The following is a 14,787-nucleotide window of genomic DNA, read 5'->3' as shown; positions in this document are numbered from 1 at the left end:
TTTGCCACCTCCCTACGCCGCTACCGAGGTGGACTTACGGCGGTTGCCGTCAATCCATGCATCGAGGTCTTCGGGCTTGTACACAACCGCGCGGCCGAGCTTGATATATTCGGGGCCGTCACCGGTAAGCCGGAGTTTTTCGAGGGTGGAAACGGAGAGCCCGACACGAAGCGCCGCACCATCAGTGCGGAGCATCCTGCGGACCTCGGCTGGAGTATCGTTCATGTCTTTTTGCCTCATCAACCGCCCGGAGAATCCATGAGCGTAGAGGCAACATGCCGACACACCGTAAGGCTGTCAGTTTGCAACTAAGGCAATTGCCTTACGCGCCTTAAGTTCGCAATTAAATAGGGATAACCATTTGAAAGAAAACGAGAAGTCGATGTTAACTCCCCCTCGGCGGTTATTCCTTTCTGCCGGCCGCCCGCAGGAGGGTTTCCCTGCTCGGCACGATCTGCTTTTTGTTCTCCATCGCTCTGCCAACGGCCTTGATCAAATCGGCGTCTTTCAGGGTCGAACGATCTGGAATCCCATGCGGCCAAAGGTCATCAAGAAAGGGCTTAACCCGGTCCTGATCTTGGGGGCGTCTATTGCGCCTTTTGGGCGCTTGCTCCGCTGTTTTGCCACTGTTTTCAGCGGGCTCGATGGCTCCATCGTCGCGAGGCTCCCAAAGCCGCAATACATCGGCGCGCCTGATTGTCGCTGATCGATATCGAGGGGCACTCTCTCGGATGCCTCTGCGTGGAGTAAACCAGAACCGCTCGGAAAGGTCAGAATCGTAATCAAGAGACAGATGAGCCCATTCCTCGGGAGATGGCACAACAAGCTCCAGCGTCCCTTGGTGGACCATTGTAATAGGCAATTCGCCGTCTGCGGCCCTATTCAGGAACCGCTCCAGAGCTTCGCTGTAAGTCAAGATCTGGCCGGCCGCTTCATCCTGGCCGTCAATGTCCCAAACGTCCCCAAACGTTTTGGCATCGCTTACCCTGTCGAAGTCCCGCCACATGACCCAAGAAAGCGCCATAGGCATTGACCAGACAGACTTGCCTGATGCGCTTTTGTCGTTCATCGCCGCACCTTTTCGCGCGATGCACCTATAAGGACCGCAGGGAAGCCGAGAGGTGCTGCCCCGGCTTGTCGGATGGCCGTCCTATCCCTGCGGGTCTAGTTGCCTCATGCCTTATCGGTGCGAAGCTGAATTACGTTTTCGGCCGGCTTCGGCTCTGTGTCGCCCAAGGCCTCCGCGATGCGCTTGCCGATGGCGTTCGACGCCTTGCGCAGCGGGTCCGCTTCGAGATGCGCGTATCGTTCCGTCGTACGGGCCTGGGTATGGCCTAGAAGCTTGCCCACGATCGGCAGGCCGAGATTGGCGCCCACGCCGATAGATGCATGCGTATGGCGCAAATCATGGATGCGCACCCTGAAACCCGGATTGTCGGCCTGTGCGGCCAGCCCGGCCCGCTTACGCACCATCTGCCAGGGTCGCTTGAGGTCTGAACGCGGACGGCTTTCCTTCTTGCCGTTCTTGGTGGCTCTCGGCTTGCCGGGGATAACGTAGCGATCGATGCGCGGCAGATCGGAAAGAACCATCTGCGCCGGTGCATTCAAGATGATGGTTTTTTGGCCGGTCTTGCTGTCAGGCAGCAGCAACAGCCCACGCTCTAGGTCAACCATGTCCCATGTAAGGTGCAGGATTTCCCGCAAGCGGGCGCCAGTCAGGATGAACAGCCGCAGCGCTGCCGCCGATGCCGGATCAAGCTTCACAACCCGGTTTTCTGCCTTGGGGGCGTGCTTGGTTTTTTTGGCCGGGTCCGGCTCCCATGCAATGCCGACCGTCTCGGCTTCGCGAATCGCAGAGCCTAACCGCAAGATTTCTTCCGACGACAGGAATCGTTCCCGCTTGGCCTCTCGATATTTGGTAATGCCTGCGGCAGGGTTTTCCATCTTGGACAGCAGCTTGCCCCTTATGGCCCATCCGTACATTGAGCTAATCACGTCCCGCACTCGGTTCGCGGTCGTTGGCTTCGCCTTCAGGCTGAGATGTAGTGCGGCTATATCGCTCGGGGTCACTGCTTTCGCCTTGCGCGTGCCGAACTCCGGCACCGCATAGGCGTTCAACATGTGGGCGTATTGGGCGTGGGTGTTCGCTTTCTTGAGCGCTTCGACATGGTGCAGGAAACTCTCGGCCAGATTGGCGAACGTGATAGCGCCGCGTTCCTCGGCTCTATCCCGCGAAGGGTCTTGACCCTTGACGACAGAGGCCAGGAGGTCTTTCGCTACGTCCCTGGCCTGATCCGGCGTGACCTTGCCAACCTTTGCAATCGTCACTCGTTTGACCGGGGCATTTTTCCCTGAGCCGGCGCGATAGCGGACGATATAAGACATGCCCCCTGTGGCGCGGACGCGAAGGCCGAACCCAATCAGCTCGCTATCGAACACATAGAAATCCGTGCCGTTCGGTTTCGTGGCATCGACCACGCGCTTTGTGATTTTGACTGTCCTGCCGCCTTCCGACATACTACGCGCACCATTTCGAGGGTCGGGGCACCGCCGGGGCACCGCAAAAATGGAAAGCCGGCGATACTAACGGAAACACCATAACTGATTTGCCTTGAAAACAATAGGTTTTTGGAAACTCGGCGCAACGAACGGAAACAGAACGAAAGAAAGGCCCTGTGAATGGCATTCAAGAGGTCGTCGGTTCGATTCCGATTGGCTCCACCAAACAGTCTGTTCCCGATGCTTGGGTTCGCCGCGCTTACGCTCGCTGCGTGCCAGTCGGCTCCTGAAGCATCGCCGCCACCACCACCTCCTCCCCAACCTGCCCTGGCTGCGGTTCCTCCTGCGCAGGATTCGGCGGTCTTGGACCCATCGGTGGTGGCCACGCCCCCGGGCAAGGGCGTTCCGGCGAAATACGCCGCATTCTCGGGCATATGGGCCGGGCGGCTGGATGGGATGTATGAAGGCAAGCTGGCCGTGCTCACGATTTCTCCGCACGGGCAGGTGACTGTCACTTATGCGTGGGGAGATCTGGCCGACAACAAGCCTGGCGTCGCCGACGGCTCCGGGAAGATTGTCGGCAACACATTGAAGCTCGCGCGCCTGCCCAACGGCGCGGACGCCACCTTCATCATGCAGCCCGACGGAACGCTGGCCGCCACCTATGCGCTTGCCGGCCAGACCTACGCGGGTGCGTTCGCCAGGCAGTAATTCAGGCAATCTCTCTGCCGCGATGGATGGCCTGTTGCAGGGGTGGCCTCAATCAGTGCGGGCCGAACTTGCGCAGCCGGCAATCCGTCGGTCGACGCGCCCCTCGGTGGCGCTGTCCGCGCCCGGTCCGAATCGGCTATGCCTCTTGCATGCAGGAAACGTCCCTATACGTCCCGGTGAAGCAGTTCCTCGAGAGCCTGGACTTCACCGTCAAGGGCGAAGTCGGCGGCTGCGACGTGGTCGGGCTGCGCGAAGGCGAGCCGCCCGTGGTCGTCATCTGCGAACTGAAATTGCAGTTCAACCTGGAACTCGTGCTCCAGGCCGTCGACCGCGCGGCGGCCTGCGACGAGGTCTGGCTCGCCGCGCTGATGTCGGCGCGCGGCAAGGGGCGCGAGCACGACCGCCGCTTCCGGGCGCTGTGCCGCCGCCTCGGCTTCGGGCTGATGGGGGTCGGCAGCAAGGGCGAGGTCGAGTTGCTGCTCAGTCCCGCCGCCGTGCCGCCGAGGCGTGATCCCAGGCGGCGCTCGCGCCTGATCGAGGAGCATCGGCGCCGGCGTGGCGATCCCACGGCCGGAGGCAGCACGCGCGCGCCGATCATGACCGCCTACCGGCAGGAGGCGCTGGCCTGCGCCGCCGCCATGGCCGACGGCCCCAAGCGGCCGCGTGACCTGAAAGCCGTTTCGCTGCGCGCGGCCAGCATATTGCTGCACAACTACTATGGCTGGTTCGCCAGAACGGAGCGCGGGATCTATGCGCTCACCGAAGTCGGCCAGGTGGCCCTGCAGTCGCAAACGATGGCCGAGGCCGGCTGAACGGCGCCTGTGCGAGGCCCGTCAATTCGACACGAAGATCGATGCATGATCCGGGTCGCCGATTTGATGTGGCGACCCAGGCTTGATCGTCGACGTTTCTTGCCAGGCGACCTACTGCGCCGAGCCATTCGGCTTGCGTCCGAGCCCCATGGATTTGGCCAGCCTCGATCGGTTTGCGGAATAATTCGGTGCCACCATCGGATAGTTGGCAGGCAGGTTCCACTTCGCCCGATATTGATCCGGCGAAAGACCGTGATGCACGGCGATATGCCGCTTCACCCAAGGCGTTGGGGAGCACTAAGCCGCTTGGCGGCAAGGCAGGCGCCTTTGAGAAAAAGGCCGGCGCCTCAGAAACGCTCGCGATAGTCGCGCGGGTTGGTGCCGAGGGCGCGCAGGAAGCCGCGCCGCATCGTTTCTTCCGAGCCGAAGCCGCAGCGGCGAGCCGTCTGGCTGACCGCGAGGCCGCGCTCCAGCATCCGTCGCGCCGCCTCGATCCGGATCTCCTCGATCGCGCGGGCGGGTGTCCGGCCCGTCGCCTCGCGATAGTGCCGCGAGAAGCTGCGCGGGCTCATATTGGCGCGTTCGGCCAACTGCGCCAGCGAAAGGTCGCCGCCGAGATTGTCGAGGATCCAGCCATGCAACCTGTCGAAGCGCCCATCGCCTTCCTGCAGCTTGAGGGTTTGGCTGAATTGCGCCTGACCGCCGGGGCGTTTGAGGAAAACCACCAGCTCGCGCGCCACCGCAAGCGCTATGTGCCGGCCAAGATCGGCCTCGACGAAGGAAAGGGCGAGATCGATACCCGCGGTGACGCCGGCGGATGTCCAGACATTGCCGTCGCGAATGAAGATCGGGTCGGGATCGAGCCGAACCGCCGGATAGCGCCGGGCGAACTCGGCGCAGCGTCCCCAATGGGTAACCGCGCGCCGGCCGTCGAGCAGGCCTGCCTCGGCCAGAAGCATGGCGCCGCTGCAGACGGAGGCCGTTCGCTTGGCATCGCGCGAACGGCCGATGATCCAATGGACCAGCTCAGGATTCTCGCAGGCTGCGTTGACGCCCCATCCGCCGGGCACGATCACCGTGTCGATATCGAACCCGTGCGTCGGCAGCGCCGCTGCCTCGAGCACGAGGCCGGCCGATGTTCTGATGCGTGGCGAAGCGGCGACGACGACGACTTCATAAGCAGCCGGTTCGCCGGCCTGCGTCTTGAAGTCGTTGGCGCTGGCGAACACCTGAAGCGGCCCGCTTACATCGAGGAGCTGGACGTCGGGATAGGCGAGGATTTCGATACGGCGCATGGGTTTGGCCTGAAACGAGGGGTGATTGGCGTTCGTGCCAAAGCAAGATGCCTTAGATTGACCGGAGTCAACCTGAGGAGATTTCCATGACCCTTCGTTTCGGCATTCTCGTATTCCCCAACGTCCAGCAGCTAGACCTCACCGGCCCTTACGAGGTTCTGGCAACGGCCAAGGGCGCCGAGGTGGAAATGATCTGGAAGGATCGCAATCCGGTGACGTCGTCGACGCAGCTGTCCCTTACCCCGACAGCCACCTTCGACAATTGCCCGCCTCTCGATGTGCTGTGCATTCCAGGCGGAGGCGGCGTCAACGCGCTGCTCGAGGATCAGGCAGTGCTCGATTTCGTCTGGGAGCGGGCGGCGCAGGTACGCTACATCACGTCGGTGTGCAGCGGCGCCCTGGTGCTCGGCGCGGCCGGTCTGCTCAAGGGCAAGCGCGCGACGACGCACTGGTACGCGCATGATTTCCTTACCGAATTCGGCGCGATTCCGATCGACGAGCGCATCGTGGAGGACGGCAAGCTGATCACCGCCGGCGGCGTCACCTCGGGGATCGATTTCGGTCTCGTGCTGGTCGCAAGGCTGCTCGGACAGGCCGAGGCTGAAACGGTGCAGCTTACACTCGAATATGCGCCGGCTCCGCCCTTCCGATCCGGCACGCCCGCCGAGGCTTCACCGTCCGTGCTTGCGCAGGCGAAGGAGCGGCTCGCGGGTTCGAGGCGGGTACGCGAGGAGATGTTTGCGCGCTGGCGCGATGCCCGCGCGGCCCCAATGCGCGCCCACGGCTGAACCGGCCCCGGCCGAATGGCGCATCTCTACGCTGTTCGGCCCCTGTCTCGTTTCGGCTGTTGACACACCTGTCGGTCTGTGCAGAAATTGGTTGGACCATTGAACCACTTTAAGCGGACCGCGTGTGACCGATCTCCTCCCGCCCATCCAGACCACGGCCCGCGACGACGCGGTGCTGAAGGCGTTGGCGGGGTTTGTCCGTCAGGAGTCGCTCGGTCCGGGTGAGAAGCTGCCGACCGAGCGCATCCTGGCCGAGCGCCTCAAGGTCAGCCGCAACACGGTGCGCGAGGCGTTAACGCGCTGGGAGGGCCTCGGCCTCGTCGAGCGCCGCCAGGGCTCGGGCACCTATCTCAAGGCCGCCGTCTCGCCCGACATGCTGCACATGCCGCTGACATTGGCCGGCGGCAATGATTTCGCCGGCCTGATGTCCACGCTGGAGATCCGCCGCGCGCTGGAGGCGGAAGCCGCCGCGCTCTGCGCCATTCGTGCCGGCAAGGCCGAACTCGCCGAGATAGAGCGCAAGCTCGACCTCATGGAAGAGGCCTTCCAGACCCGCGCCGGCATGTCGTCGGACGAGGACTGGGAATTCCACCAGGCGATCTTCCGCGCTTCGGGCAACCCGCTGTTCGAGCAGATCATTGCCGCCATGTACGAGCTGTTCCACCGCTTCTGGGAGCATCCGCTCGGCGTCCGCGATTTCGGCCACGCCAGCTTCCCCTATCACCGCACCATCTTCAATTGCATCGCCGCTCATGACCCGGAAGGAGCCCGGGCCGAGGCGCTGAAGCTCATCGCCACCGTCGAGGACGATCTGAAGCGCGGCGCGGCCAACCTCAAGCTTTCGGACCGCAAATGAACGAGCATCCCACCGGTTTCGACCCGGGCCTTTCCAGCAGTGACTATCTCGCCGATGCGGCGACGCTTCTGGCGCATGACGATCCGTTCCCCGGCGGTGCGGTGGTGCCGCCGATCTACCAGACCTCGCTGTTCACCTTCGCCAACTATGCCGAGATGGCCGACACGTTCGCCGGCCGGCGCCGCCAGCCGATCTATTCGCGCGGCGACAATCCGACGGTGATGGAGTTCGAGGCGCGCGTTGCCGCCCTCGAAGGTGCCGAGGCCGCCCGCGGCTTCTCCAGCGGCATGGCGGCGATCAGCGCCACGGTGCTCGCCTTCGTCGGCGCCGGCGAGCGCATCGTCGCCGTGCGCAACTGCTACGGCGACGCCTACCGCCTGTTCGAGCGGCTGTTCCCGCGCCTCAACATCAAGGTCGACTATGTCGACGGCTCCGACCCGGAAGCGGTTGCGGCGGCGCTGCCCGGCGCGAAATTGCTCTACCTGGAAAGCCCGACCTCGATGATGTTCGAGCTGCAGGACATCGCCCATCTGACACGGCTGGCCAAGGAGCAGGGCATCGTCACCACCATCGACAATTCCTGGGCCACGCCGGTGTTCCAGAAGCCGATCTCGCACGGCGTCGATCTGGTGCTGCATTCGGCCTCGAAATATCTCGGCGGCCACAGCGACACAGTCGCCGGCGTGGTGGCGGGCTCCGCCGCCCATATCGGGCACATCAACGAGCAGACCTATTCCTCGCTCGGCGGCAAGCTGTCGCCCTTCGAAGGCTGGCTCTTGCTGCGCGGCCTGCGCACGCTGCCGCTCAGGCTGCCGCACCACATGAAGAGCGGGCTCATCCTCGCCGAGCGGCTGAAGGCGCATGGCAAGGTCGAGCGGGTCAATCATCCCGCCTATTCCAACCATCCCGGCAAGAAGACGCTTGCCGGCTATGCCGGGCTGTTTTCCTTCGAGGTCACGGAGGACGTCGACATTCCCGCTTTCGTAGATGCGCTGAAATTCTTCCGCATCGGCGTCAGCTGGGGCGGCCACGAAAGCCTGGTCGTGCCGGCCAAGGCCTCGCTCGAGCAGACGCCGGGCCTGAATTCGATGGCGCGCTTCGGCGTCAGCCCCCGAACCATCCGCTTCAATGTCGGATTGGAAAGCGTCGAGGATCTCTGGGCCGACATCGCCCAGGCCTTCGACAAAGCAAAAAAATAACCGAGCGTTCAAAATGGGAGTTCCGAACATGAAAAGACTGACGTTCATGCTGGCCGCCGCCGCCGGTCTGGCGATTTCCGCCAGCGGCGCGCTGGCCGACACCACCCTCAAGATGGTCGAGGTGATCACCAGCCCGCCGCGTACCGAATTCCTCAAGAAGCAGATCGCCGAATTCGAGGCCGCCAATCCGGGCGTCAAGGTCGAGCTCGTCTCTCTGCCCTGGGGCCAGGCTTTCGAGAAGTTCCTGACCATGGTGCAGGCCGGCGACACGCCGGACGTCGTCGAGATGCCGGAACGCTGGATGGGTCTCTATGCCAACAACGGCCAGCTCGAGGATCTCGGCCCGTTCATGGCCAAGTGGGACGACGCCAAGACCCTGGGCGACCGCGCCAAGCAGTTCGGGTCGACCGTCAACAACACCCAGTTCATGATCCCCTACGGCTACTATGTGAACGCGCTGTTCTGGAACAAGAAGCTGTTCAAGGAAGCCGGTCTCGACGGCCCGCCGGCCACGCTCGACGAATTCGTCGAGGATTCCAAGAAGATCTCGGCCATCCCGGGCAAATATGGCTACTGCCTGCGCGGCGGCCCAGGCGCCTTCAACGGCATGCACATGTTCATGAACATCGCTGCCGGCAAGGGCGGCTACTTCAACGAGGACGGCACCTCGACCATCAATGACGAGGGCTCGGTCGAGGGCCTGCAGATGCTGGCCGACATGTACAAGAACGGCCTGGCGCCGAAGGACGCGGTGAGCTGGGGCTTCAACGAGACCGTCACCGGCTTCTATTCCGGCACCTGCGCCATGCTCAACCAGGATCCGGACGCGTTGCTCGGCATCGCCGACAAGATGAGCGCCGACGATTTCGCCGTGGCGCCGTTGCCGGTCGGACCGAGCGGCAAATCCTACCCGACGCTGGGCTACGCCGGCTGGGCGATGTTCGCCAATTCGCAGCACAAGGACGATGCCTGGAAGCTGATGGCGACGCTGCTGTCGCCCAAGGACAATCTGGAATGGGCCAAGGAAGTCGGCGTCGTCCCGATCCACAACGGCGCCGACCAGGACGCCCATTTCAAGACCGAGCAGTTCAAGGGCTGGTTCACCGAGCTCAGCGACAGTTCCAAATATGAAATGGTGACGCCGCCGACGCATCTGGAGAATCTCGGCAACTTCGTCGATCAGGTGGCGATCAAGAACTTCCAGGAAGTGCTGCTCGGCCAGAAGACGGCCAAGGAGGCGGCCGACGCATGGGCCACGTTCCTGACCAAGGAACAGCAGGACTGGATGGCGAAGAACAAGAAGTAGGCGCCTCTTCTTCCTTCTCCCCGTTCACGGGGAGAAGGTGGTCCGAAGGACCGGATGAGGGGCGGCGCCGAGTTCTGAAAGGCTGGCTCCGCCCCTCATCTGCCTGCCGGCATCTTCTCCCCGTATAGAGACGGGGAGAAGGACGCTGTCGCTTACGCCAGCCACCAACCTTCACCGTAGAGCCAGAGCTTATGACCTACGCCGTGTCCGAAATACGATCCGCCGGCCGGCCGCGAAAGAAGCGGCTGACCGGGGCCGCGATTGAGCCCTGGCTCTATCTTTCGCCGGCTATCGTCCTGCTGGTCGTGGTGCTCCTGGTGCCGCTGATCATCGGCATCAGCTACTCGTTCCGAAAGTTCTCCGCCTTCAGATCGGAATATGTCGGCCTCGGTCAATACGAGACGATGCTGTCCGACCAAGTACTCGGTCAGGCGCTGATCAACACGCTGTGGTGGACCGTCGCCAGCCTGTTCTTCCAGTTCTTCCTCGGGCTCGGTCTGGCGCTGCTGCTCGACAAGCCGTTCTACGGCCGCAAGGTTGTGCAGGCGGTGGTGTTCCTGCCCTGGGCGGTGCCGTCTTTTCTCTCCGGCCTCACCTGGGCCTGGCTGTTCAACCCGATCATCGGGCCGCTGCCGCATTGGCTCTTCGCGCTCGGGCTGAAGGCGGAGCCGACCAATGTGCTTTCCGACCCGGCCACCGCCATGTGGGGACCGATCATCGCCAACATCTGGTTCGGCATTCCCTTCTTCGCCATCACGCTGCTTGCGGCGCTAAAGTCGATCCCGTCCGAACTGCACGAGGCTGCGGCTATCGACGGCGCCTCGCCCTGGCAGCGCTTCACCAAGGTGACGCTGCCCTTCCTCGCGCCCACCATCGTCATCACCGTCATGCTGCGTACGATTTGGATCGCCACCTTCGCCGACCTCATCTTCGTCATGACCGAGGGCGGTCCGGCCGGCTCGACCAGCACGGTGCCGGTCTACATCTATGTCAGCGCCTTCAAGTCGCTGGACAAGGGTTATGCCTCGGCCGTCGCGGTGCTGCTCCTGGTGCTGCTGATCGCCTACGCCATCGGCCTGATCGCCATCCGTCGCACGCTGGTGAGGCACGTCTGATGATCGCCGGACGCTCCACCTCCTCGCGTATTGCCGGCGGCATCGGCCTCTATGGCGCCATCGCCGCCTACATGATCTTCGCCCTGTTCCCGATCTTCTGGACGCTGAAGATTTCGGTGACGCCGGAGCGCCTGCTCTATTCCGAAGGCATCACCTTCTGGCCGTCGCAGACGACCTTCCAGAACTTCGTCACCGTGCTCGAAGCCTCCGACTTCCCGCGCTATTTCCTCAACAGCGTCATCGTCTCGGTGTCGACGGCGGCCTTTGTCACCGTCATCGCCACGCTCGCCGGCTACGCCATGTCGCGCTTCACCTTCCGCGGCAAGGCCACGCTCGCCATCCTGTTGCTGCTCACCCAGACCTTTCCGCTGGTCATGGTCATCCCGCCGATCTACCGGATCATGGGTCAGCTCGGCCTGACCAATAGCCTGGTCGGGCTGATCATCATCTACACCGCCTTCAACACCGCCTTCGCCACCTTCCTGATGCAGTCCTTTTTCGACGGCATCCCGAAGGACCTGGAGGAGGCGGCGATGATCGACGGCTGCACGCGCGCCGAGGCCATGCGCAAGGTGATTGTGCCGCTGACCTTGCCCGGCATGGGCGCCACCCTCGGCTTCGTCTTCACCGCCGCCTGGAGCGAGTTGCTGTTCGCGCTGATGCTGATCTCCAGCGACGACCAGAAGACCTTCGCCGTCGGCCTGCTCACCTTCATCGGCAAGTTCGCCGTCGACTGGGGGCAGATGATGGCGGCGTCGATCCTGGCGCTGATCCCGGTCTGCATCTTCTTCGCCTTCCTGCAACGCTATCTCGTCACCGGCCTTACCGCCGGCGCGGTCAAAGGATAATCGATGGCTTCCGTCACGCTGCAACATGTCGAGAAGGACTACGGCTCGCTGCGCATCCTGCACGGCGTCGATCTCGAGATCGCCGATGGCGAGTTCGTCGTGCTGGTCGGCCCCTCCGGCTGCGGCAAGTCGACCTTGCTGCGCATGATCGCCGGGCTGGAGGAGGTTTCGGGCGGCGAGATCCGCATCGGCGAGCGACTGGTCAACGATGTCGCGCCTAAGGATCGCGACATCGCCATGGTGTTCCAGTCCTACGCGCTCTACCCGCATATGGACGTGTCGTCGAACATGGGCTTCAGCCTGCTCCTGAAGAAGGCAGAGAAGACCACGATCGACACCAGGGTGGGCGCGGCCGCCAAGCGCCTCGGCCTCGACAGTTTCCTCGGACGCTTGCCGCGCCAGTTGTCGGGCGGCCAGCGCCAGCGCGTCGCCATGGGCCGCGCCATCGTGCGCGACCCGAAGGTGTTCCTGTTCGATGAGCCACTGTCGAACCTCGACGCCAAACTGCGCGTCCATATGCGCGCCGAGATCAAGGCGTTGCACCAGCAACTCAAGACCACCTCGGTCTACGTCACCCATGACCAGGTCGAGGCGATGACCATGGCCGACCGCATCGTCGTCATGCATGACGGCTTCGTCCAGCAGGTCGGTCATCCGCTCGAGCTCTACGACCGGCCGGTCAACACCTTCGTCGCCGGCTTCATCGGCTCGCCCGGCATGAATTTTTTGCCGGCGAAGGTTGCCAAGAGCGGCAAGGCGGATGCCGTCTTGGCCGACGGCCAGAAGCTCCGGCTGCCGGACGGCCTGCCGCTGAGCGATGGCGACGCGCTCACCGTCGGGCTTCGCCCGGAGCACATCAGGCTGACCCACGACGGCGCGCTCAAGGCCGAGGTCGAAGTGGTCGAGCCGCTCGGCCTGTCGACGCAGTTCTATGTCAGGCTCGCCAACCAGCAGGTCTGCGTCTTCGTCATGGGGCGCAGCAATGTCAGGCCGGGCGACACCGTGCGACTGTCAGCCGATCCGGCGGCGCTGCATCTGTTCGATCCGGCGGGCGGAAGCCGCATCGGATAAGGTATCACCAGCGGAAGGCGTCCATCACGTAATCCGGATAGGCATCCAGCTCGTCGAAAAGTTCGCTGAGGTTGTCGGCGTCGGCCAATATCCCCGACCGCACCAGCGCCGTCGCGACGCCTGCGCCGGCTCCGCCGGCGATGTCGTGCTCGACGCTGTCGCCGACGCACACCACGCTCTCTCGATCCGGATTGCCGGCCAGCGCCAGCCCCGCGTCATAGATCGCCGGGTAGGGCTTGCCGATGCGGGTGACGCTGCCGCCGAGTCTTTCGTAGAGATCGGCGAGCTCGCCGGCGCCGAAGCGCGGTCCGACCGCCGTCAGCATGACCCTGTCGGGATTGGTGCAGAAGCATGGCACTCGCCGCGCCGCCGCAGGCCCGAGCTGCGCGCGATAATGGTCGAGGTCGTAGCGGTCGCCTTCGCTGGCCGCGATCAGCACTAGCTCGGCATCGTCGCCATTGTCGGTGAGCGCCAACGGCAGGCCGTCGATCGCCGAGCGGTCACTGTCGCGGCTGATCAGCAGGCATTTCGTGCCGGTCCTGAGTGCGCCCGCGGCCGCCATGTCGTGGAAGGCGCGCCATGCCACCTCGCCGGAGGAGACGAAATGATCCCAGCTTGCCTGCTCGAAGCCGAGCTTCAGCAGGCGGCGTTCGTTCGGCTCCGCCCGCTTGCCGGAATTCGAGATCAGCACGACGGTCTTGCCGGCGCGCTTCAGCGCCGACAGGGCTTCCACCGCGCCGGCATAGGGCTGCCGGCCGTCATGCAGCACGCCGAACTGATCGAGCAGGAACACGTCGTAGCGCTCGGCCAGCGCTTCGACCCCTTCGAGATGGCTTACCTGTTTCGCGCTCAAAGCAGCCCCGCTTCGCTTGCGCCCTTGAGCGCCAGCCGCGCCGTGCCGGCGGCCGCCTCGTCGGACAGCGCGACTAAGAACTCGACGCCGAGCTTGCGCTGCCGGATCGCTGTCCAGGCGGCATTGGCGGCGCCGCCGCCGACGCTGCGCACCGAGGTCAGTTTCGGCGCTCCCAGCTCGGCGAGCCGCCGATAGCCGAGCGCCTCGATGGAAGCGATGCCTTCCAGCATCGCCTTCAGGTAGTTGCCGTCATCCGCCGGCCGCGGCGTCAGCCGCGGCGGCAGCGTCGGATCGGCGATGGGGAAGCGCTCGCCAGGCACGCCGAGCGGATAGTAGTCGAGGCGGGTCTCCGTGGCCGGGTCGATCGCGGCGCTCAGCTCGATGATGCGGGCGACGGAAAAATGCTGCGCGAGCACCTTGCCGCCGGAATTCGACGCGCCGCCCGCCAGCCAGGCGTTGCCCAGCCGGTGGCTATAGATGCCGTAACGCGGCGCCGAGATCGGCCGGTCGGACAGGATCTTGATGGTCAGCGACGAACCGAGCGCGGTGACGCCGTCGCCAGCGGCCGCAGCACCAGTGGCCAGAAACGAGGCGCAGCCATCCGTCGTGCCGGCGACCACCGCGACGTCGCGCGGCAGGCCAAACAGCCCGGCGGTGTCGGCGGTGAGCCTGCCGGTCACGTCGCCCGGCCTGACGACATCGGGCAGCAGCTCCCTGCGCATGCCGGACGCGGCGATCCAGTCCGGCCAGCGCCCGGCCTCGACATCGTAGCCGGTCTTCAAACTGTTGTTCTCGTCGCTGACATCGAAACGTCCCGAAAATTGTCCGGCGATCCAGTCGGCCTGGTGCAGCATCCTGGCAACGCCGGGCAGGCGCTGGAACGAGAGCGCCTTGGCGAGGCCAGAGGTCGCGCCGTGCGCCGCACTTGCTTCCGGCGCCTCGCGGGCAATGACTGCGAGGATGGCGTCGCCCGAAACCTTGTCGTTGTACATCAGCGGTTCGGCCAGCGGCCGTCCGGCGGTGTCGACCGGCAGCACGGTGCCGGACGTGCCATCGACGGCGATCGAACGCACCGCCGAGCGATCGATGCCGGAGAGCAATTCCTTCAACGTCGTTTCGACTGCCGCCCACCAAACGACAGGGTCGCGGCTGTTGGCGCCAAACTGGTCGAGCGGCACGGCGGCGCGCGCGGCGATTGAAAAATCCGCTCGCATGGCGACGGCGCGCACGCCCGAGGTGCCGATGTCGATGCCGATGGCAAGTGGCGCCATGTCATCCGTCCCTTGTCAGCTGCCGTCCGTGTCGAGCTTCCTTGATGGCCCGGCCGGGTACCGCTCCCCTCACGGGAGCCGATGTCGGTATCGCAGATGCGAGCGATCTACGTCAATCATGATCTTCCTTCGTCAGAAATGGCTTTGCAGCTCCATCAGCGTT

At 64.1% G+C, this 14,787-nt stretch carries 15 protein-coding genes and 1 pseudogene; 9 read left to right on the top strand and 7 right to left on the bottom strand.

All coding sequences use genetic code 11. The features are described 5' to 3' along the window. Positions 1–12 precede the first annotated feature (12 nt). The 3 genes from JG743_RS01390 to JG743_RS01380 form a co-directional block, all read right to left on the bottom strand. On the bottom strand, positions 13–225 hold the full coding sequence (locus tag JG743_RS01390; protein ID WP_244673039.1) for a helix-turn-helix transcriptional regulator: 213 nt from the start codon (positions 223–225) through the stop codon (positions 13–15). Positions 226–403: 178 nt separating this feature from the next. Next, positions 404–1,069 (bottom strand): hypothetical protein, encoded by a 666-nt coding sequence (locus JG743_RS01385; protein ID WP_202297415.1) that lies wholly within the window; start codon positions 1,067–1,069, stop codon positions 404–406. 104 nt (positions 1,070–1,173) lie between these two features. Continuing rightward, positions 1,174–2,517, bottom strand: coding sequence for a site-specific integrase (locus JG743_RS01380; protein WP_202297413.1), 1,344 nt, complete (start codon positions 2,515–2,517; stop codon positions 1,174–1,176). Between the two features lie 345 nt (positions 2,518–2,862). Here JG743_RS01380 and JG743_RS01375 point away from each other — a divergent pair, with 345 nt between their 5' ends. Both JG743_RS01375 and JG743_RS01370 read left to right on the top strand, forming a co-directional pair. After that, positions 2,863–3,210 carry a hypothetical protein gene (locus JG743_RS01375; RefSeq protein ID WP_244673038.1) on the top strand — a complete coding sequence of 116 codons (348 nt, stop codon included), beginning with the start codon at positions 2,863–2,865 and terminating at the stop codon, positions 3,208–3,210. A 149-nt stretch (positions 3,211–3,359) separates the two neighbouring features. Beyond that, positions 3,360–4,022 carry a DUF2161 domain-containing phosphodiesterase gene (locus tag JG743_RS01370; protein ID WP_202297411.1) on the top strand — a complete coding sequence of 221 codons (663 nt, stop codon included), beginning with the start codon at positions 3,360–3,362 and terminating at the stop codon, positions 4,020–4,022. 111 nt (positions 4,023–4,133) lie between these two features. On the opposite strand, the pseudogene JG743_RS01365 reads toward JG743_RS01370, so the two are convergent. After that, positions 4,134–4,301, bottom strand: a pseudogene (locus tag JG743_RS01365) (MucR family transcriptional regulator); the annotation flags it as partial. 68 nt (positions 4,302–4,369) lie between these two features. Continuing rightward, entirely contained in the window at positions 4,370–5,317 is a 948-nt protein-coding gene (locus JG743_RS01360) for a GlxA family transcriptional regulator (RefSeq protein WP_202297401.1), read from the bottom strand. Between the two features lie 86 nt (positions 5,318–5,403). On the opposite strand from JG743_RS01360, the gene JG743_RS01355 reads away from it, so the two are divergent. The 7 genes from JG743_RS01355 (at position 5,404) to JG743_RS01325 (ending at position 12,500) form a co-directional block, all read left to right on the top strand. Beyond that, the gene (locus tag JG743_RS01355; protein WP_202297399.1) at positions 5,404–6,105 is read left to right on the top strand and encodes a DJ-1/PfpI family protein; all 702 of its coding nucleotides are present in this window, start codon (positions 5,404–5,406) and stop codon (positions 6,103–6,105) included. 124 nt (positions 6,106–6,229) lie between these two features. Continuing rightward, the gene (locus tag JG743_RS01350; RefSeq protein ID WP_202297397.1) at positions 6,230–6,961 is read left to right on the top strand and encodes a FadR/GntR family transcriptional regulator; all 732 of its coding nucleotides are present in this window, start codon (positions 6,230–6,232) and stop codon (positions 6,959–6,961) included. Next, on the top strand, positions 6,958–8,160 hold the full coding sequence (locus JG743_RS01345) for a PLP-dependent transferase (protein WP_202297388.1): 1,203 nt from the start codon (positions 6,958–6,960) through the stop codon (positions 8,158–8,160). The genes JG743_RS01350 and JG743_RS01345 overlap by 4 nt, the downstream gene beginning before the upstream one ends. 28 nt (positions 8,161–8,188) lie before the next feature. Beyond that, positions 8,189–9,466, top strand: a complete 1,278-nt coding sequence (locus JG743_RS01340; RefSeq protein ID WP_202297386.1) for an ABC transporter substrate-binding protein — start codon at positions 8,189–8,191, stop codon at positions 9,464–9,466. Positions 9,467–9,657: 191 nt separating this feature from the next. Further along, positions 9,658–10,581: a carbohydrate ABC transporter permease gene (locus JG743_RS01335; RefSeq protein ID WP_202297384.1), complete on the top strand. Its 924-nt coding sequence runs from the start codon at positions 9,658–9,660 to the stop codon at positions 10,579–10,581. After that, a complete protein-coding gene (locus JG743_RS01330; protein ID WP_202297382.1) occupies positions 10,581–11,429 on the top strand; it encodes a carbohydrate ABC transporter permease in 849 nt (282 codons plus the stop codon). The genes JG743_RS01335 and JG743_RS01330 overlap by 1 nt, the downstream gene beginning before the upstream one ends. A gap of 3 nt (positions 11,430–11,432) precedes the next feature. Then, on the top strand, positions 11,433–12,500 hold the full coding sequence (locus tag JG743_RS01325; RefSeq protein ID WP_202297380.1) for an ABC transporter ATP-binding protein: 1,068 nt from the start codon (positions 11,433–11,435) through the stop codon (positions 12,498–12,500). Positions 12,501–12,504: 4 nt separating this feature from the next. On the opposite strand, the gene JG743_RS01320 is transcribed toward JG743_RS01325, so the two are convergent. Continuing rightward, positions 12,505–13,353 (bottom strand): TIGR01459 family HAD-type hydrolase, encoded by an 849-nt coding sequence (locus JG743_RS01320; RefSeq protein ID WP_202297378.1) that lies wholly within the window; start codon positions 13,351–13,353, stop codon positions 12,505–12,507. Then, the gene (locus tag JG743_RS01315) at positions 13,350–14,624 is read right to left on the bottom strand and encodes an FGGY-family carbohydrate kinase (RefSeq protein ID WP_202297376.1); all 1,275 of its coding nucleotides are present in this window, start codon (positions 14,622–14,624) and stop codon (positions 13,350–13,352) included. The genes JG743_RS01320 and JG743_RS01315 overlap by 4 nt, the downstream gene beginning before the upstream one ends. Positions 14,625–14,787: the final 163 nt, after the last annotated feature.

The organism is Mesorhizobium sp. 131-2-1 (assembly GCF_016756535.1).
GTDB lineage: Bacteria > Pseudomonadota > Alphaproteobacteria > Rhizobiales > Rhizobiaceae > Mesorhizobium.
This window is presented reverse-complemented; position numbering and strand designations above follow the sequence as displayed.

Bases quoted from the DNA above. Each gene is read 5' to 3' on its own strand.
- JG743_RS01315 (WP_202297376.1), bottom strand. From the start codon at position 14,624: ATGGCGCCACTTGCCATCGGCATCGACATCGGCACCTCGGGCGTGCGC.
- JG743_RS01360 (WP_202297401.1), bottom strand. From the start codon at position 5,317: ATGCGCCGTATCGAAATCCTCGCCTATCCCGACGTCCAGCTCCTCGAT.
- JG743_RS01340 (WP_202297386.1), top strand. From the start codon at position 8,189: ATGAAAAGACTGACGTTCATGCTGGCCGCCGCCGCCGGTCTGGCGATT.
- JG743_RS01335 (WP_202297384.1), top strand. From the start codon at position 9,658: ATGACCTACGCCGTGTCCGAAATACGATCCGCCGGCCGGCCGCGAAAG.
- JG743_RS01325 (WP_202297380.1), top strand. From the start codon at position 11,433: ATGGCTTCCGTCACGCTGCAACATGTCGAGAAGGACTACGGCTCGCTG.
- JG743_RS01390 (WP_244673039.1), bottom strand. From the start codon at position 225: ATGAACGATACTCCAGCCGAGGTCCGCAGGATGCTCCGCACTGATGGT.
- JG743_RS01345 (WP_202297388.1), top strand. From the start codon at position 6,958: ATGAACGAGCATCCCACCGGTTTCGACCCGGGCCTTTCCAGCAGTGAC.
- JG743_RS01385 (WP_202297415.1), bottom strand. From the start codon at position 1,069: ATGAACGACAAAAGCGCATCAGGCAAGTCTGTCTGGTCAATGCCTATG.
- JG743_RS01380 (WP_202297413.1), bottom strand. From the start codon at position 2,517: ATGTCGGAAGGCGGCAGGACAGTCAAAATCACAAAGCGCGTGGTCGAT.
- JG743_RS01330 (WP_202297382.1), top strand. From the start codon at position 10,581: ATGATCGCCGGACGCTCCACCTCCTCGCGTATTGCCGGCGGCATCGGC.
- JG743_RS01370 (WP_202297411.1), top strand. From the start codon at position 3,360: ATGCAGGAAACGTCCCTATACGTCCCGGTGAAGCAGTTCCTCGAGAGC.
- JG743_RS01355 (WP_202297399.1), top strand. From the start codon at position 5,404: ATGACCCTTCGTTTCGGCATTCTCGTATTCCCCAACGTCCAGCAGCTA.